17 protein-coding genes are annotated in these 15,647 nt (G+C 51.5%); 14 read left to right on the top strand and 3 right to left on the bottom strand.

Annotated features, from left to right (window positions below):
- The 11 genes from ASF12_RS28615 (at position 1) to ASF12_RS28565 (ending at position 10,037) form a co-directional block, all read left to right on the top strand.
- On the top strand, positions 1–1,257 hold the full coding sequence (locus ASF12_RS28615) for a DUF58 domain-containing protein (RefSeq protein ID WP_155973519.1): 1,257 nt from the start codon (positions 1–3) through the stop codon (positions 1,255–1,257).
- Positions 1,254–3,497, top strand: coding sequence for a DUF4129 domain-containing transglutaminase family protein (locus tag ASF12_RS28610; RefSeq protein ID WP_056041949.1), 2,244 nt, complete (start codon positions 1,254–1,256; stop codon positions 3,495–3,497). Before ASF12_RS28615 ends, ASF12_RS28610 begins: the two co-directional genes overlap by 4 nt.
- 149 nt (positions 3,498–3,646) lie before the next feature.
- Positions 3,647–4,171, top strand: a complete 525-nt coding sequence (locus ASF12_RS28605) for a YqeG family HAD IIIA-type phosphatase (RefSeq protein WP_056041947.1) — start codon at positions 3,647–3,649, stop codon at positions 4,169–4,171.
- Positions 4,168–5,295, top strand: coding sequence for a ribosome biogenesis GTPase YqeH (gene yqeH / locus ASF12_RS28600; protein ID WP_046229654.1), 1,128 nt, complete (start codon positions 4,168–4,170; stop codon positions 5,293–5,295). The genes ASF12_RS28605 and yqeH overlap by 4 nt, the downstream gene beginning before the upstream one ends.
- A 70-nt stretch (positions 5,296–5,365) precedes the next feature.
- The gene (gene aroE / locus ASF12_RS28595; RefSeq protein ID WP_081419103.1) at positions 5,366–6,244 is read left to right on the top strand and encodes a shikimate dehydrogenase; all 879 of its coding nucleotides are present in this window, start codon (positions 5,366–5,368) and stop codon (positions 6,242–6,244) included.
- Positions 6,245–6,287: 43 nt separating this feature from the next.
- Positions 6,288–6,602, top strand: coding sequence for a ribosome assembly RNA-binding protein YhbY (yhbY, locus tag ASF12_RS28590; protein ID WP_056041946.1), 315 nt, complete (start codon positions 6,288–6,290; stop codon positions 6,600–6,602).
- Between the two features lie 192 nt (positions 6,603–6,794).
- A complete protein-coding gene (gene nadD / locus ASF12_RS28585) occupies positions 6,795–7,397 on the top strand; it encodes a nicotinate-nucleotide adenylyltransferase (protein WP_056041944.1) in 603 nt (200 codons plus the stop codon).
- Positions 7,375–7,947 carry a bis(5'-nucleosyl)-tetraphosphatase (symmetrical) YqeK gene (yqeK, locus tag ASF12_RS28580; protein WP_056041942.1) on the top strand — a complete coding sequence of 191 codons (573 nt, stop codon included), beginning with the start codon at positions 7,375–7,377 and terminating at the stop codon, positions 7,945–7,947. The genes nadD and yqeK overlap by 23 nt, the downstream gene beginning before the upstream one ends.
- A gap of 3 nt (positions 7,948–7,950) precedes the next feature.
- Positions 7,951–8,298, top strand: a complete 348-nt coding sequence (gene rsfS / locus ASF12_RS28575; RefSeq protein WP_056041940.1) for a ribosome silencing factor — start codon at positions 7,951–7,953, stop codon at positions 8,296–8,298.
- Positions 8,295–9,257, top strand: a complete 963-nt coding sequence (locus ASF12_RS28570) for a CvfB family protein (protein ID WP_056041938.1) — start codon at positions 8,295–8,297, stop codon at positions 9,255–9,257. Before rsfS ends, ASF12_RS28570 begins: the two co-directional genes overlap by 4 nt.
- A gap of 15 nt (positions 9,258–9,272) precedes the next feature.
- The gene (locus ASF12_RS28565; protein ID WP_056041935.1) at positions 9,273–10,037 is read left to right on the top strand and encodes a class I SAM-dependent DNA methyltransferase; all 765 of its coding nucleotides are present in this window, start codon (positions 9,273–9,275) and stop codon (positions 10,035–10,037) included.
- Positions 10,038–10,186: 149 nt separating this feature from the next.
- On the opposite strand, the gene ASF12_RS28560 is transcribed toward ASF12_RS28565, so the two are convergent.
- Entirely contained in the window at positions 10,187–10,819 is a 633-nt protein-coding gene (locus tag ASF12_RS28560; protein WP_056041933.1) for a thymidine kinase, read from the bottom strand.
- Positions 10,820–10,931: 112 nt separating this feature from the next.
- Positions 10,932–11,153, bottom strand: a complete 222-nt coding sequence (locus tag ASF12_RS28555) for a hypothetical protein (protein ID WP_056041931.1) — start codon at positions 11,151–11,153, stop codon at positions 10,932–10,934.
- A gap of 266 nt (positions 11,154–11,419) precedes the next feature.
- Between ASF12_RS28555 and nrdI the strand changes: the two genes are divergently transcribed.
- The 3 genes from nrdI to nrdF all read left to right on the top strand — a co-directional run bounded on the left by nrdI (position 11,420) and on the right by nrdF (position 14,900).
- Positions 11,420–11,779: a class Ib ribonucleoside-diphosphate reductase assembly flavoprotein NrdI gene (gene nrdI, locus ASF12_RS28550; RefSeq protein WP_056041929.1), complete on the top strand. Its 360-nt coding sequence runs from the start codon at positions 11,420–11,422 to the stop codon at positions 11,777–11,779.
- Entirely contained in the window at positions 11,766–13,850 is a 2,085-nt protein-coding gene (nrdE, locus tag ASF12_RS28545) for a class 1b ribonucleoside-diphosphate reductase subunit alpha (protein WP_056041927.1), read from the top strand. Before nrdI ends, nrdE begins: the two co-directional genes overlap by 14 nt.
- Positions 13,851–13,943: 93 nt before the next feature.
- Positions 13,944–14,900, top strand: coding sequence for a class 1b ribonucleoside-diphosphate reductase subunit beta (gene nrdF, locus ASF12_RS28540; RefSeq protein WP_056041925.1), 957 nt, complete (start codon positions 13,944–13,946; stop codon positions 14,898–14,900).
- Between the two features lie 64 nt (positions 14,901–14,964).
- On the opposite strand, the gene ASF12_RS28535 is transcribed toward nrdF, so the two are convergent.
- A complete protein-coding gene (locus ASF12_RS28535) occupies positions 14,965–15,537 on the bottom strand; it encodes a GNAT family N-acetyltransferase (protein ID WP_056041923.1) in 573 nt (190 codons plus the stop codon).
- Positions 15,538–15,647 lie beyond the last annotated feature (110 nt).

The following is a 15,647-nucleotide window of genomic DNA, read 5'->3' as shown; positions in this document are numbered from 1 at the left end:
ATGGGAATGCGGACGCTCAGCTTGCAAGGCAGACGACTGCTCATTAGCGCGTTTCTGTATGGAGGAGCGCTGCTTTACTTGTTATTTCAAGGCGGCAAAACGGCCGTCATGCTGTTCGTCATTATGAATGCGCTGCTGCTTTATTTGCTGCTAGGGCGTTTTAGCGGCATTAGCAAAGTAAGCGGCAGCCGCAGCTTGCGCAAATCGGATGGCGGCCATGGCGATTATGCGCTGGCGGCCGGGAGCTCGCTAACGGTCAAGCTTTCGGTGAAGGTGCCCGGGTATTATCCGATACCGTTTGTGCTTGTCCGCGATCAATTGCTGCGCAACAATGGACAAGCGCTGCAATTCGAATCATCCTTTGTGCCGAATTTGAAGCGTTCCGGCGAAGTACTGTATACGACACCTCCGCTGCAGCGCGGTGAATATCGCTTCGGGGCTACCGCCTGCTCCTCCCATGATGTGTTTGGGTTGTTTGAGCATTCGGGCAGCTTTACCGAGGAGTCGGTGTTCAGCGTGATGCCTCAAATCGTCCCCCTTCGCCAGCAGCGCGGTTTGCAGCTTGGCGCGCGCGGGCCATACTCGCACGCTATTGCTTCACGCTCGGCGAAGGAGACGACCCAAATCAATGGCGTGCGCGAATATGTGCCTGGCGACCGCTTGTCGCGGATTCACTGGCATGCGACGGCGCGCACGGGACATTGGAAGTCCAAGGAGTTTGAACGGGAGTCGCTGCCCCGAACGCTTATTATTATCGATCGCGATGCCAAGGCTTACAGCGGGGCGCAGGCAGACCGCTTTGAACTCGCGGTATCAGCGGCCGCTTCGCTCATTGAGAGCGGCGGGCGAGGAGAGACGGCTATGGGGCTGCTGTCGGCCGGATCGCAGCGGGCCATCTTCCCTCCCAAGGCGGGTGCCGAGCAACGGGGGGCGATTATGCAGCATTTAACGGCGGTGAATGCCGATGCGGAGCAGCCTTTATATCAGACGCTGCTTGCATCGGAGTCGCTGCTTGATTCGGGCTCAATTGCGCTTGTTATTTCTACAGCTTCGGGCAAGGAGGCGAGCGCCAGCTTGGAATGGCTCGCACGCAAAGGGCTGCAGCCTTGCCTGCTCCATATTGCGAATGTGGACGGGCGGGCCGCCGTGATGAATCAGGACTGGCAGAAGCTGCTGCGCGCCCGAGGCTGGCCGGTATTTACGCTCACGCAGCTGCCTGAGCTGCCGGCTGTGCTTGAAGGAGGCGGCGGAGCATGAAAAATACTTTAAAAAGATTGAAAGAATATGCCGCGTTTGAGTGGTACAGCCGAATATCGCGTATCATTATTATTTTTTCGCTGCTTAATTCGATTGCGGTTTTTGAAAACTACTGGTGGCAAGCTACATTTACCTCCATTTATATGGCGCTGCTGCTTGCGGGGGCAGTTGACGTCTTGCTTCCAAGGATGAGGCGCAGGCTGCGGCTGCCGCTCCAATTGCTGCTCGTCGTGGTATCAACATGGTTAGTAGTAGGCGCATCTCCCAGCTTAACCGGCTCAGAGGAAGGCTTGCGGAAATTCGCCGCTATGATATGGAGTCTGCTGATCCAGTTCAACCCGTATATTTGGTTTAGCCTGGCTATGCTTGCCACGTACTTGCTGTTCAGTGCCTGGACGACGTCGCGCATTCGGCTATTCGGATTTATTGGGGCGAATTTGCTCGTTTTGACGGTTGCCGATTCATTCACGCCGATCTGGCTGTGGGACAATGTGGCGTGGGTCGTATTGCTAGGGCTCATATGGCTCGCAGCGGGGCATTTGCACCAATTTCAGCGTCACCATCCAGGAAGCTGGAAGGAGCTGCTGCATTATCCTTTGCAATTATTTATGCCTATTGCGGCGGTGCTTGCGCTGCTGATGGCGGCAGGCCTGTTCATGCCATCGATTTCGCCTGTGCTTCGTGACCCGTATACGATTTGGAAAGAATCGAAGGGTGAGAAGGTCAATGTTTTTTTAGGTGAAAAAGGCTCGGACCCAGGTGGTGTAACGCTGGACACAAGCTCCGGCTATGGGCGTGATGACGACCAGCTTGGCGGCGGCTTTAACTTCGATTATTCGCCAGTCATGACGGTTGCAAGCTCCCATCGGAGCTATTGGAGAGGGGAAACGAAATCATTTTATACCGGCAGCGGCTGGCTGGAGCTGGATGAAGGAACGGAGCCGAACAACGTCAATCAGTTGAAAAAGGAGCAGGAGCTTTCCCTGCCGTATGATCGCAAGCTGGCAGACACGATTGAAGTGGAGCAGACGGTGACGATGATTCGGAAGGACCAGTATCCCGTTTTATTTGCTGCCGCTCCGATTAATCGCATTCACTGGATTAATGATCCGGAAGCGAATTTATCCTACCGGCTCACCTGGGCGCCTGACGACCAAGAGCTGCGTTTTCCTTTGCAGGGAAGGGGAAGGCAGCCCTATCCGGAATCATACTCCGTCGTGTCCACCGTTCCCGTGCTGGATGAAGCGAAGCTCCGCAGCACAAATGCGCGCTTGTACAGCTCGAATGAAAATGATCATTATACACAGCTGCCCGATAATTTGCCAGGCGAGGTCAAGCAGCTTGCTGAGGAATTGACCAAAACTGCGACCAATGACTATGATCGGGCGAAAATGCTGGAATCGTATTTGCGTTTGAATTTTGTCTATACGAATGAGCCTGATCTGGGCAAGCTGACGGGAGAGTCCGATGATTTTGTCGCCCAGTTTCTGTTTGAAATCCAGGAAGGCTATTGCGATTATTTTTCTACAGCTATGGCGGTGCTGGCCCGTTCCGTTGACCTGCCTACCCGCTGGGTGAAGGGTTTTGCGCCAGGCGCATTGCCTGCCCTCGGTGTTGATGCAGCAGATCGCTTTGATATCGATACGTTCTTGCAAGGGGAAGGCACGTATACCGTGCGCAATTCCGATGCCCACTCTTGGGTGGAAATTTATTTTGAAGGTTATGGCTGGGTTTCCTTTGAGCCGACAGCAGGATTTTCATTCCCTTATACGGTTGCCGGAGAAGATGCAGCGGCGCCTACACCGGAAGTAGAAGAGGACACAGACGAGGCGGTTAAGGCGGCAGCTGCCGAGAAAACCGACGTTTCGTACAAAGGCTTTTATATAGCTGGCATTTCCCTGCTTGTATTATTGCTCGCGGCTAGCTTGATTGTACGCCGTCAAGCGCTGAAGGCGGCGTGGCTTCGCTTCCGGTTCCGCTCCTATACGGCGAATGAACGCATCGTATGGGAAACGGAGCGCCTGCTCCGTGTGTGCCGGAGGAAGGGGCTAAAGCGCTCTGAGCATGAGACGCTGCGGGAAGCGGTACAGCGGTTTGCCCAGCATCGCACAGATATTCGCAGCGAGCTGACTCAGGTGCTGAACGATTTTGAACGAGCCAAATATAGTGGCGCCGAGGCAGCTCCAGAAGAGGCTGAGCAATTTGTGAACAAAGTCAAGCATGTTATTTCGCTATTATAATGAATAGCTTTTATCCGACTATATATAGAAGGAAAAATTCAGCCTGCCGCTGTCCAAACAATGGACGGCGGTATTTTTTTGCAACAAAATCGTTTTTTATGTTATAGTTTCGTAAGATAGCAGGAGAAAAGCAAAGGGGTTTAACGCTTATGTTCAAGAAACTGTTGCCACATATGCGTGTGGATACGGTTTATGATATTCAATTAGATGAGCTGCATAAGAAGGGAATTCGCGGCATTATTACGGATCTGGATAATACGCTTGTGGGAGCGCGGGTGCCGCTTGCAACGCCCGAACTGGTCAAATGGCTGGACGATGTCCGTGAGCGCGGCTTTAAAGTCGTTATCGTATCGAATAATAATGTAACCAGAGTGTCCAAATTTGCAATGCCTTTGAACATTCCGTTTATTCATGCTGCGCGCAAGCCGGCTAATACGTCGTTTCGCAAAGGGCTAAAGGTATTGGAGCTGAAAGCGGAAGAGACGGTAGTCATTGGCGATCAGATGCTGACGGATGTGCTGGGCGGCAATCGAATGGGATTATATACGATTCTTGTAGCGCCAATTGCTCCTGCTGATGAAGGAATCATGACTCGGGTCAACCGCCGAATTGAGCGTATCGCCAAATCGAGCCTTGGCAAAAACGGGTTATGGAATGAGGGGGAGAAGAAGTGAAGGAAGAGCAGCTTAGTCTGGCCGCGCAGTCTTGTGCGGGCTGTGGCGTAAAACTGCAAACGGAAAATGCAGAGCTTCCTGGCTTTGTGCCAGAGCAGGCAGTAGTTAGGGAGCCGGCTATATGCCAGCGTTGTTTCCGTATTCGCAATTATAATGAAGCATCGTCGGTGACGGTGGATCAAAATGAGTTTCTGAAGCTGCTGAGCAGCGTAGCAACAACCGACAGCCTCGTTGTGCATATTGTCGATTTGTATGATTTTGAGGGCAGCCTGATTTCGGGCTTGCAGCGTTTTGTTGGCAACAATCCCGTGCTGCTCGTCGTCAACAAAGTCGATTTGCTGCCAAAATCAATGAACCTGAACCGACTGCGCAACTGGGTGCAGCAGCAGGCGAAGAGCGAAGGGCTGCGTACGCTGGATATCGTGCTGTGCAGCGCGAAGCGCAACATCGGTTTCGAGCATGTCATTGAGGCGCTTGATCGTCACCGTAAAGGGCGCGATGTGTATGTGGTCGGCGCCACCAACGTTGGCAAATCTACACTCATTAATCGCTTGATTAAAGATTACAGCGATTTGGAGCGCGAGCTGACGACGTCCCGCTATCCGGGAACGACGCTTGATGCGGTTCACATTCCGCTGGATGATGACAAGTTCATCATCGATACGCCCGGCATCGTCTATCCGACGCGAATGACGGAAATTGTGCCGCGCGGATTTCTGCAGTCGCTGCTGCCGGACAAGCCGATCAAGCCGCTTGTGTATCAGCTCAATGACCAGCAGACGCTGTTTATCGGCAGCTTAGTCCGGTTTGATTTTGTAGAGGGCGAGCGCCAATCGTTTACGCTGTACATTTCTAATGCGCTCAATGTGCACCGGACGAAGATGGAGCGCGCGGATGCGCTTTATGAGGACCATCAGGGCGAGCTGCTCGGCGGACCATCTCGCGAAGAGCTTGCGGAGATGCCGGCATGGACGCGCCACTCGCTGCGCGTGCCGCGGGGAGCGAAGAAGGATGTATTCATCTCTGGCCTAGGCTGGATTCAGGTGAACGGAGAGGCAGGCGCCTTGCTCGATCTATATGCCCCGAAAGGCATCAAGGTGCTGCTTAGGGATTCATTGATTTAACGGCCATGATGGGAGAAGCTCATCATTGCGTTTTACACTTCATAGCAGCTGAGAGGGGATATTGGCGGAAATGAGTGCGGGAGAAATCCATAAAGCTATGCAGCGCATAGATAGCCATACAGTGCTTTACGGTGTAATTGGTGACCCCATTCATCATTCCAAGTCACCCATTATGCTGAATCGCGCTTTTCAGGAAACGGGCATTAACGGCGTTTATTTGGCTTTCCACATTACGGCAGGTGAGCTGTCCTCTTTCGTTAGCGGCGTTCGGGCGATGGGCATTCGGGGAGTGAATGTGACGATTCCTCATAAATTGGATATGATGAAGGAAATGGATGAAATCGACGAAAGCGCGCGAGCGGTAGGGGCGATGAATACCATTGTCAATGATAACGGCAGCCTGATTGGCTACAATACTGACGGCATCGGCTACGTCCGTTCCCTTAAGGAAGAGGCGGAGCCGGACCTTGCCGGGAAGAAGATCGTCGTGATCGGAGCAGGCGGAGCTGCGCGCGGCATTGTTTATGCGCTCACAGGCGAGCAGCCGGAGCGCATCACAATCGCTAACCGCTCACTCGGCAAGGCTGAGGAGCTTGCAGCAGCACTGCGCCACCGTGCCGACATTGCAGCAGTCACGAATGATGAGCTGCGCACGGTATGCGCGGACGCGGATGTCGTAATCAATACGACCTCTCTAGGCATGTATCCGAATGTGGACGAAAGTCCGCTTGATGCTTCATGGCTGAAAGCGGGCTGTGTGGCCAGCGATTTAATATACAATCCGCTGCAAACGAAGTTTTTGCAGGAAGCTGCGCTTCATGGCTGCCGGACGCATGGCGGTCTGGGCATGTTTATTTATCAAGGCGCGTATGCTTTCGAATATTGGACAGGGCAGCCTGCGCCTGTTCAAGCGATGCGCGAGACGGTACTCGCTGCCCTCCAGGGCTAGCAGCATTTTTCTTATTACTATTTGAAAGAAGGAACATAGAGCGATGCTTACAGGGAAACAAAAACGTTATTTGCGCGCGATGGCGCATCATTTACAGCCGATTTTTCAAGTCGGCAAAGGTGGAACGAATGACCATCTTGTACGTCATATTAATGAATCGATTGAGCTTCGCGAGCTGATCAAGCTGTCCGTGCTGAACAATTGCATGGATGATCCGAAGGAAATCGGGGTTGAAGTAGCAGCAGCAGCTAAAGCCGAGCTGGTACAGGTTATCGGCAAAACGATTGTGCTTTACAAACGCGCATCGGAAGAGAAAAACCGCAAAATCGAATTGCCAGCTGTCAAAGTGGGACGCTAAAGGCTTGCGAGGAAATGAGTGCCCGCAATTTGTTCAAATATAGGAAAGATATTTCTCGGACTGAAACGCGCCGCGCCGCCAGACGGCGGCGGAAGCCGTTTCACCTTGCCGCTTTTGCTGGCAAGTATCTAGCGGTACTTATTTCGCCGCAATGACTAAGTGTGAAGTCTACAGATAAGGAGGACTGCGGCTATGCGTAAAATCGGCATTATGGGCGGAACGTTCGACCCGATCCATCTCGGACATCTCATTGCCGCAGAAACAGCACGCACAAGCTGCGGGCTGGATGAGGTGTGGTTTATTCCCTCGTTTTTGCCTCCGCTTAAAAGCCATGAGCCTGGCGAGCACAGCGAGCTGCGGCTGCAGATGGTGCAGGAAGCTATAAAAGGCAATCCGCATTTTCGGGCATTGGATATAGAGCTTGCAAGAGGCGGGCTCAGTTATTCGATTGATACGGTTCTAGAGCTGAGGCAGCTGCATCCGCACGATTCCTTCTCCTATATTATTGGAACTGACCGGATCAATGATTTGCCCGGGTGGCACCGGATTGAGGAGCTGGCGGAGCGGGTTGCTTTCATCGGGCTTAATCGAGAAGGCACGGAATCGGAAGCCGGCGAGCTGCCGGACTACTTGCAGCAGCGGCTGACGTATATCAATATGCCGCCAATCGGCATTTCATCTACGGCGATTCGCGAAGCGATTCAAGCTGGCGGCAGCTTCCGCTATCTCGTACCGGAAGCTGTGTTTCATTTTATTACAGGGAGGGGCCTTTATGGAGCGCGATCAAATGATTGAGTCGGTGAAAGCGCAAATGCCCGAGAAACGCTGGAAGCATACCGAAGGCGTGATGGCAACGGCGGTTCAGCTGGCGGTAAGGTTCGGGGAAAACCCGGAGCAGGCTGAGCTGGCGGCGATTTTGCATGATGTGGCGAAATATTGGCCGGTCGACCGCATGGAGAAGGTGCTGCGCGATCAGCAGCTGGCGCCTGAATTGCTTGATCAGGATAAAAATTTATGGCATGCCGAGGTGGGCGCCTGGGTGGCGGAGCATGAATATGGCGTGACAGATACGCTGGTGCTGGATGCCATTCGCTTCCATACTTCGGGACGCCTTGCGATGACGCGGCTGGACAAGGTCGTATGCCTCGCGGATTATATGGAGCCTGGGCGCGATTTTCCCGGTGTTGACGACATTCGCAGGCTGAGCAAGGAGAGCTTGGAGCAAGCGCTGCTTGCGGGGTTTGATTCGACCATCCTGCTGCTGCTCAAAAAAGGCAAGGCCATTTTTCCACTGACAATAGATGCACGTAATGGTTTAATAGAAGAGTTAAAAACAGGAGGCTGAGTTATGACGGTACATTCGGAGGAGCTTCTGCAAGCAACGGTTGCTGCAGCGGAAGATAAGAAGGCTATGCGTATTGTAGCTTTGAATTTGCAGGAAATTTCCCTGGTAGCGGATTATTTCGTAATCTGCTCGGGTAATTCGGATACACAGGTACAGGCGATTGTGACGGAAATCCGCAAATCCGCGGAGCTGCGCGGCGTACGCGTACGCGGCATTGAAGGGATGGATTCCGCACGCTGGGTGCTGATTGACCTTGGCGATGTTGTTGTTCACGTATTCCACCGCGATGAGCGTGAGTATTATAACATTGAAAAGCTGTGGTCTGACGCCAAAGTTGTGGAGTTCGCATGAGCTTGATCGCCGGTACGACAATAACGCTAAGGGTGGCACGTGAAGTGTCGCCCTACGGCTATTTTTTGACCGATGGCGAATCCGAGGTGCTGATGCATTATACGGAGCTGGTCGGCAGCAAGCCTAAAGTTAACAATGAGGTTGAAGTATTTATATTTTTTGATACCGAGGATCGGCTGGCGGCGACGATGAAGCGTCCGCTGGTGAAGCTCGGCGAGATGGCCCGGCTTAAGGTTGCCGATGTCCATCCGCGGCTGGGCTGCTTTCTTGAAATTGGTCTTGGCCGTCAGCTGCTGCTGCCGCTTTCGGAGCTGCCGGAAAATATCGATTATCGTCCGCTGCCAGGCGATGAGGTTCACATTGTGCTGGGCCATGACAAAAGCGGCAGGCTTATTGCCCGGCTTGCGGGCGAGGATGAGCTTGGGCCGCTCGTATTTGCTGCACCAGATTCCTGGCGCAACCAATGGATCGAAGGCTGGGTAACGAAATCGCTGCAAATGGGGTCGTTTGTCCTAATTGATGGCGGCGTTGTCGGCTTCGGCGCCTACGGTCTTATTCCGGCACCGGATCGCCTGCGCCCGCTTCGGCTTGGCGAGCGTGTCTCGGCCCGGATTACCTTTATCCGCGAGGATGGACGGGTGAATTTGTCGATGGGCCAGCAGAAGGAAGTGGGCCGCCTTGAAGATGCCGATCGTCTGCTCGCCTTTTTGAAGGAGCGTCCGGGCGGCGGCATGCCTTATTCCGATGAGACGGAAGCGGGCATTATTAAGCAAAAATTCGGCATTAGCAAATCGGCATTTAAGCGTGCGATCGGCAAGCTGATGCGCGAGCGTCTTATTACCCAGAAGGGCAACTGGACCTATCTAGTGGAAGCGACAGGAGACAATGGCGCAGCAGGCGATGCTGCCAAGTCGAACGATGGCGAAGCTTCTGCTTCCGAAGGCTCATCAGAGGATTAAGGAGGGGCTTTCTAGGTGGAGTCATATGGCGAGTTCGCTGCGGTATACGATGAGCTTATGAGCGACATGCCTTACGAGGATTGGCTGTGGTTCACACAGCAATGCTGGGAGCGTTATGGCAAGCCTTCTGTTATTGCCGATCTTGGCTGTGGGACAGGCTCTATTGCGATACCGCTGGCTTTGGCCGGCATGCAAGTGTACGGCATCGATTTATCTGAGGATATGCTGACTGTGGCACGCAGCAAATGGGATGAGGCGCTATCTGCCGTCCAAGGCGCACGTGCAGGCACAGCAACCTGGCTGCAGCAGGATATGAGGGAATTGGATCTGGGCGCGCCTGTGGACGCGGTTATATCGTTCTGCGACTGCGTCAATTACTTGACGGAGGAAGCCGATGTAATCGCCGCTTTCGAGGCGGTATACGCGGCGCTTCGCCTTGGCGGCGTATTTCTGTTCGATGTGCATCCGAAGGCACAGCTCATTCGTTATGCGGAGGAGCAGCCATTCGTGCTGGACGAGGACGGGGCTGCCTACATTTGGACATGCGAGCTGGATGAGGAGCGCTGCGAAATTGAGCATCATTTGACGATTTTTGCGCATGAAGGCGGCGAGCGGTTTCGCCGCTTTGAAGAAATGCATGTGCAGCGGGCTTATGAGGCGGACTGGATAGCGGAGCAATTGCACGCAGCCGGATTCAGCAAGGTCGAGCGTTTTGCCGATTTCAAGCTGCAGCCCCAAGGCGAGCACTCCGAGCGGCTTTTTTTTGCAGCGGTAAAATGATATTGCGGCGTTCTGCTGGAACGCCAAAAGGCTTGCGCGGCCGTCATGCTCAACAGGAGCAGAGCGGCCGTACAAGCCTTTTTTGTGCTCGTATTACAGTTGCTGGGAGATCGGCTGTCGCATTTTCGCTACAGTATGTTTCCCTGCAATCAGAGCTGCGCAGCAGCGTCTGTATGCTCTTCACTCGCTTCTTCCACCGCTTTATGCGGAGGGACGAAGCAATGGCGGCAGCGGGGCTCGTAGCTCTCCGTATCGCCGATTAAAATGACTGGCCCCAGCGTCGCTGGCTGGCCGTTAATGACGCGCTGCGTGAACGCTGCGTTCGCATCGCCGCATACTGCGCAGAAGGAAGTCAGCTTTACGATTTCGTCTGCAATGGCAAGCAGCCCGCCGATATAGCCGAAGGCTTTGCCGCGGTAATCCATGTTAAGGCCGTCTACAATGACCTGTTTGCCGTTATAGGCAAGCTCCTCTACAAGAGGGATGATCGTTTTGGAGAAAAACTGCACCTCGTCGAAAGCGACGACGTCGGCATGCTTCGTATCCTGCAAAATGCGCTCCGCCATCTCGGGCGTAAGCTCCTTCGGAATGTTGAAGGCTGGCAGCCGGTAGCCAATGCGGCTTACAATTTCCTCGCTGCTGAACCGATTATCTTCCGCAGGCTTATACGCTCTTACTTTTTTGCGGCCATATTGCAGCAATTTATGACAGCGCCGTATGAGCTCGCCGGATTTTTCCGAGAACATTGGGCCAATAATGACCGTAATCCAACCTCTATCCATATGGCCTATTTCTCCCTTACACTTGAGTCCATGTGTGCCTGTATCATTTTAGCAGGATTACCCTGCGATGCAATGTGAAGGATGTATGCTTTTTGAATTGCTTTATCAAAAATTATTCTCGAAGCGCGTCCTTCAAACGGCTGTTCATGGAAGTGCCTGCGGCTGCCCCACGTGCAGCAGCGAGCCGCCATTTTTTAACTTCCTGCTTCAAGCGATCGTTCTCTGCCGCTAATAATTCGATGCTTTCCAGCAGCTCGGGATTCGTATATCCGGCATCCTTAAATAGCTTATGCACTGCCTCGCGGAGCTGTTCAGGCGTTAAAATTTCGTTCATATTAACCTCCGTATCAATTAAAAATGACTCTACCACATCATATCCGTATCTGTTAAAATAGTCGAGTGGCCTAAAACCGGGTCTCATAGATAGGCGTATTTTTTCATTTGACTCCACCTATATATTGATGTAGAATCAAATTCAGCAACTACATCTTGTTGTGTAGCACGGAAATCGACACTTTAAGTCTACTAGCGCATTTGACGCTTTTTCAGGGTCAGAAGCGCTTTTCTATTGCTGATATCCGGTAGGGGAGAGAGAAATATATGCTGGTTGTCTATGATTCCAAGACGGGCAACGTCAAAAGATTTATCAACAAATTGAATATGCGCGTTATGCCGATTGAAGAGCAGGAAGCGGTCCAAGAGCCGTTCGTTCTCATCACGTATACAACAGGTTTCGGACAGGTGCCAGAACGGGTCATGTCGTTCCTGAAGCGCAACAGCAAACATCTTCGCGGCGTATCCGCCAGCGGCAACCGCAATTGGGGAACGGGCTTTGCCAAAAGCGCAGATACGATTGCCGAGCTATACAATGTCCCTGTTATTTCTAAATTTGAGTTGTCCGGAACGAAATACGATACGGAAAACTTTGTTGAAAGGGTGCGAACCATTGAAGCATATTGAGTTGAATAATGAGCTGATGCAGCGCGGAGCTGACGGCTTTTACCAGTTGGACAAGGATAAAGAGGCAGTAGCAGCATTTATGGAGGAAGTTGAGCAGAAGAGCGTGAAGTTCGCCTCGCTCCAGGAGAAGCTTGACTACTTGATCGGCAATGACTACTACGATAACGTTTTTGACCATTATACATATGAGCAAGTTGAGGCTGTATTTGATTTAACGGCAAACAGCAGCTTCCAGTTTCAGTCGTATATGGCAATTTCCAAATTCTACAAAGACTATGCCATGAAAACGAACGACAAGCTGCAATATTTGGAGCAATATCCAGACCGCGTTGCGATTGTTGCGCTTCATTTGGGCGAAGGCGACGCAGCGAGAGCGCTGCGCATTGCTGAAGCGATGATTGAGCAGCGGCTGCAGCCGGCAACGCCAACCTTCCTTAATGCGGGCAAAAGCCGCCGCGGCGAGATGGTATCCTGCTTCCTGCTGGAAATGGACGATTCGCTCAATTCCATCAACTATGTCATTGGCACGTGCATGCAGCTGTCCAAAATCGGCGGCGGCGTAGCGGTCAACCTCTCGAAGCTGCGCGGACGCGGCGAGCCAATCAAAGGCGTCGAGGGTGCGGCGAAAGGCATTATGCCTGTCCTTAAGCTGATGGAGGATGCATTCTCCTATGCTGATCAAATGGGACAGCGCAAAGGTTCTGGCGCAGGCTATTATAATATTTTTGGCTGGGACGTTATTGAGTTCCTCGATTGCAAAAAAATTAACGCCGATGAGAAAACGCGGATCAAAACGCTGTCGATCGGCCTTATTATACCGAACAAGTTTTATGAGCTTGCTGCGCAAAACAAGCCGTTGTACGTCTTCGGACCACATTCCGTCCACAAAGCCTATGGCAAATATTTGGACGATATGGACATGGATGAAATGTACGAGGAGCTGCTTGCGAACGATTTAGTGAAAAAGAAAATCGTCATGAACGCACGCGACATGATGACCAAGATCGCTTCGATCCAGCTGGAATCCGGCTATCCTTACATTATGAACAAATCGAATGCGAACCGCGTTCATGCGCTTAAAGATGTGGGCGGCGTCAAGATGTCGAACCTTTGCACGGAAATTTTCCAACTGCAGGAGACATCGGTTATTAACGACTACGGCACGGATGACCTGATTCAGCGCGATATTAGCTGCAACTTGGCATCGCTGAACATCGTAAACGTCATGGAGCTTAAGAAGATCAAGGAATCGGTTCATGTTGGGATCGAGGCGCTTACGACAGTCAGCGATCTTTCGAAAATCGACAACGCTCCAGGCGTACGCAAAGCGAACGAAGAGCTTCATTCCGTCGGCCTTGGCGCAATGAACTTGAACGGCTATTTGGCGAAAAACCACATTGCTTACGAAAGCGATGAGGCGAAGGAGTTCGCCAGCACGTTCTTCATGATGATGAACTACTACTCGCTGGAGCAAAGTATGGAAATTGCCAAAGAACGCGGCGAAACGTTCAAAGATTTTGACCGTTCCGAATATGCGAAGGGCACTTACTTCTCGCGTTATGAAGAGACGGATTTCCGTCCGGTCAGCGCTGCGGTGAAAGCTTTGTTCGAAGGTATGGAAATTCCATCCCCTGAGGACTGGACTGCGCTTAAGGCGAAAGTACAGCAGCACGGCCTTTACCACGCTTACCGTCTGGCTATCGCGCCAACGCAAAGCATTTCGTACATTCAAAATGCGACATCGAGCGTTATGCCGATCGTTGAGCATATTGAGACGCGGACGTATGCGAACTCGACAACTTATTATCCAATGCCGTTTTTGTCGCAGGACAATTTCTTCTATTACAAATCGGCTTACAATATCGATCAGTTCAAGCTTATTGACCTGATTGCAGAAATTCAGCAGCATGTGGACCAAGGCATATCGACGGTTCTGCATGTCAACAGCAACGTGACAACTCGGGAGCTTGCCCGCTTCTACATTTATGCAGCGCATAAAGGATTGAAGTCGCTCTATTACACAAGAACGAAACGTCTATCCGTAGAAGAGTGCACAAGCTGCGCGGTTTAAAAAAAGAAAATAGATTTGCGCAAAAAGATAAGGTTGTGGGGCGGCCGCTCTATGTGCCGTCACGCAGCCTTTTACAAAGGAGCCTAATATATAATGAAGGCAGTTAACTGGAACCGCCCGGATGATGATTTTACGCTGACGTTCTGGCAGCAGAACGTAATGCAATTCTGGACGGACGAAGAAATCCCTCTATCCGATGATAAAATGGATTGGATGGAAATGAGCGATGCCGAGCGCAGCTTATATAAAAACGTGCTTGGCGGATTGACGCTGCTGGATACGATTCAGGGCGGTATTGGCATGCCGAAGATTTTGGAGCATGTGGATGGTTTGCAGCGCAAAGCGGTGCTGTCTTTTATGTCGATGATGGAGCAAATTCATGCGAAATCGTACAGCAGCATTTTCACAACGCTTGCGTCTACGGAGGAGATCGACGAGATTTTCCAATGGGTAGAGAAAAACGAGCAGCTGCAACGAAAAGCGGAGCTTATTTCCTCGTGGTATGAAGGCATTAGCACGAAGCAAGAACTGTATAAAGCAATGGCCGCTTCCGTATTTTTGGAAAGCTACTTGTTTTACAGCGGCTTCTTCTATCCGCTTTATTTGGCAGGTCAAGGCAAAATGACGAGCAGCGGCGAAATTATCGACCTTATTTTGCGTGACGAGAGCATCCACGGCTTGTACGTTGGCGTGCTGGCACAGGAGCTGTTTAACACCTTCACGCCAGAGGAGCAGACTTCGCTTAAGGCTGAGCTGGATCAACTGCTTAACGACCTGTACGAAAACGAGGTTATTTATACCGACTCGCTGTATTCGCCGCTTGGCCTAGAGGAAGAAGTAAAAACTTATGTGCGTTATAATGCGAATAAAGCGCTGATGAATCTTGGCTTTGACGGTGTGTTCCCAGATGAGCCGGTCAATCCAATCGTATTCAATGGCATCAGCACACACACAAAGCAGCATGATTTCTTCTCCAAAAAAGGCAATGGCTACGTACGGACGATTCACGTCGAGCAGCTCAATGACGATGATTTTGTTTTTAATTTCTAAGCCTATTCCTATCATTTATCAAGCATTCGGTTATTGCAACCGAATGCTTTTTTTCATTGATTAATTAACTAAATAGCATGGCCAGAACAATGACGTCGAGAAAATTTTTAGTAGCCTCATGCATTAAGTACTGCCGCAGCACGCCCTCCTGCTGAAAACCAAGCTTTTTCAAAACGTTCAGCGAAGCAGCATTTTCAGGATGGACCTCGGCTTGAATGCGGCGTGCGTGAATATGCTTGTTATTGAAATGCATAACAGCCTGAAGCGCTTCGGACATAATGCCCTGATTCCAATAAGCGGGATTCAGGTCATAGCCTAGTGTGAGCGGATAACGGGGCGCTTCCTCAAACGTCCCTCTTGTCGGCATCAGCATCACCGTTCCCAAAATAGGGGAGCAGTCTTGCAGCGTAATGCCCCATGGAATGAGCTTGCGCTCTGCATAAGCTTTGTTCCAGGAGTCTATTAGCATTTTGGAAGCTTCAATGGAGTCTGGCCCGAGCCAGTCCAAATGCCGCGTCACCTTCGTATCGGAATAAAAAGCATGCAAATCCTCGGCGTCCTGTACAGCCATTTGGCGCAGCGTTAATCGTTTCGTATGTAGAAAAGGGAATGAGGAAAATAAATCGTCGAAGCCCATGCGGTTCACACGCCTTTTCATAGAAGGTAGGGGAGCGTGCCTATCATATACTAGCTTGCTTAAACGAAAATGAAAAAGCAGCTGCAGCCAGATTGCTTTTATGATATATT

This window comes from Paenibacillus sp. Leaf72 (assembly GCF_001422685.1).
Taxonomy (GTDB): domain Bacteria; phylum Bacillota; class Bacilli; order Paenibacillales; family Paenibacillaceae; genus Pristimantibacillus.
Note: the sequence above shows the minus strand (reverse complement) of the source record. Positions and strands in the feature narration are given on the sequence as shown.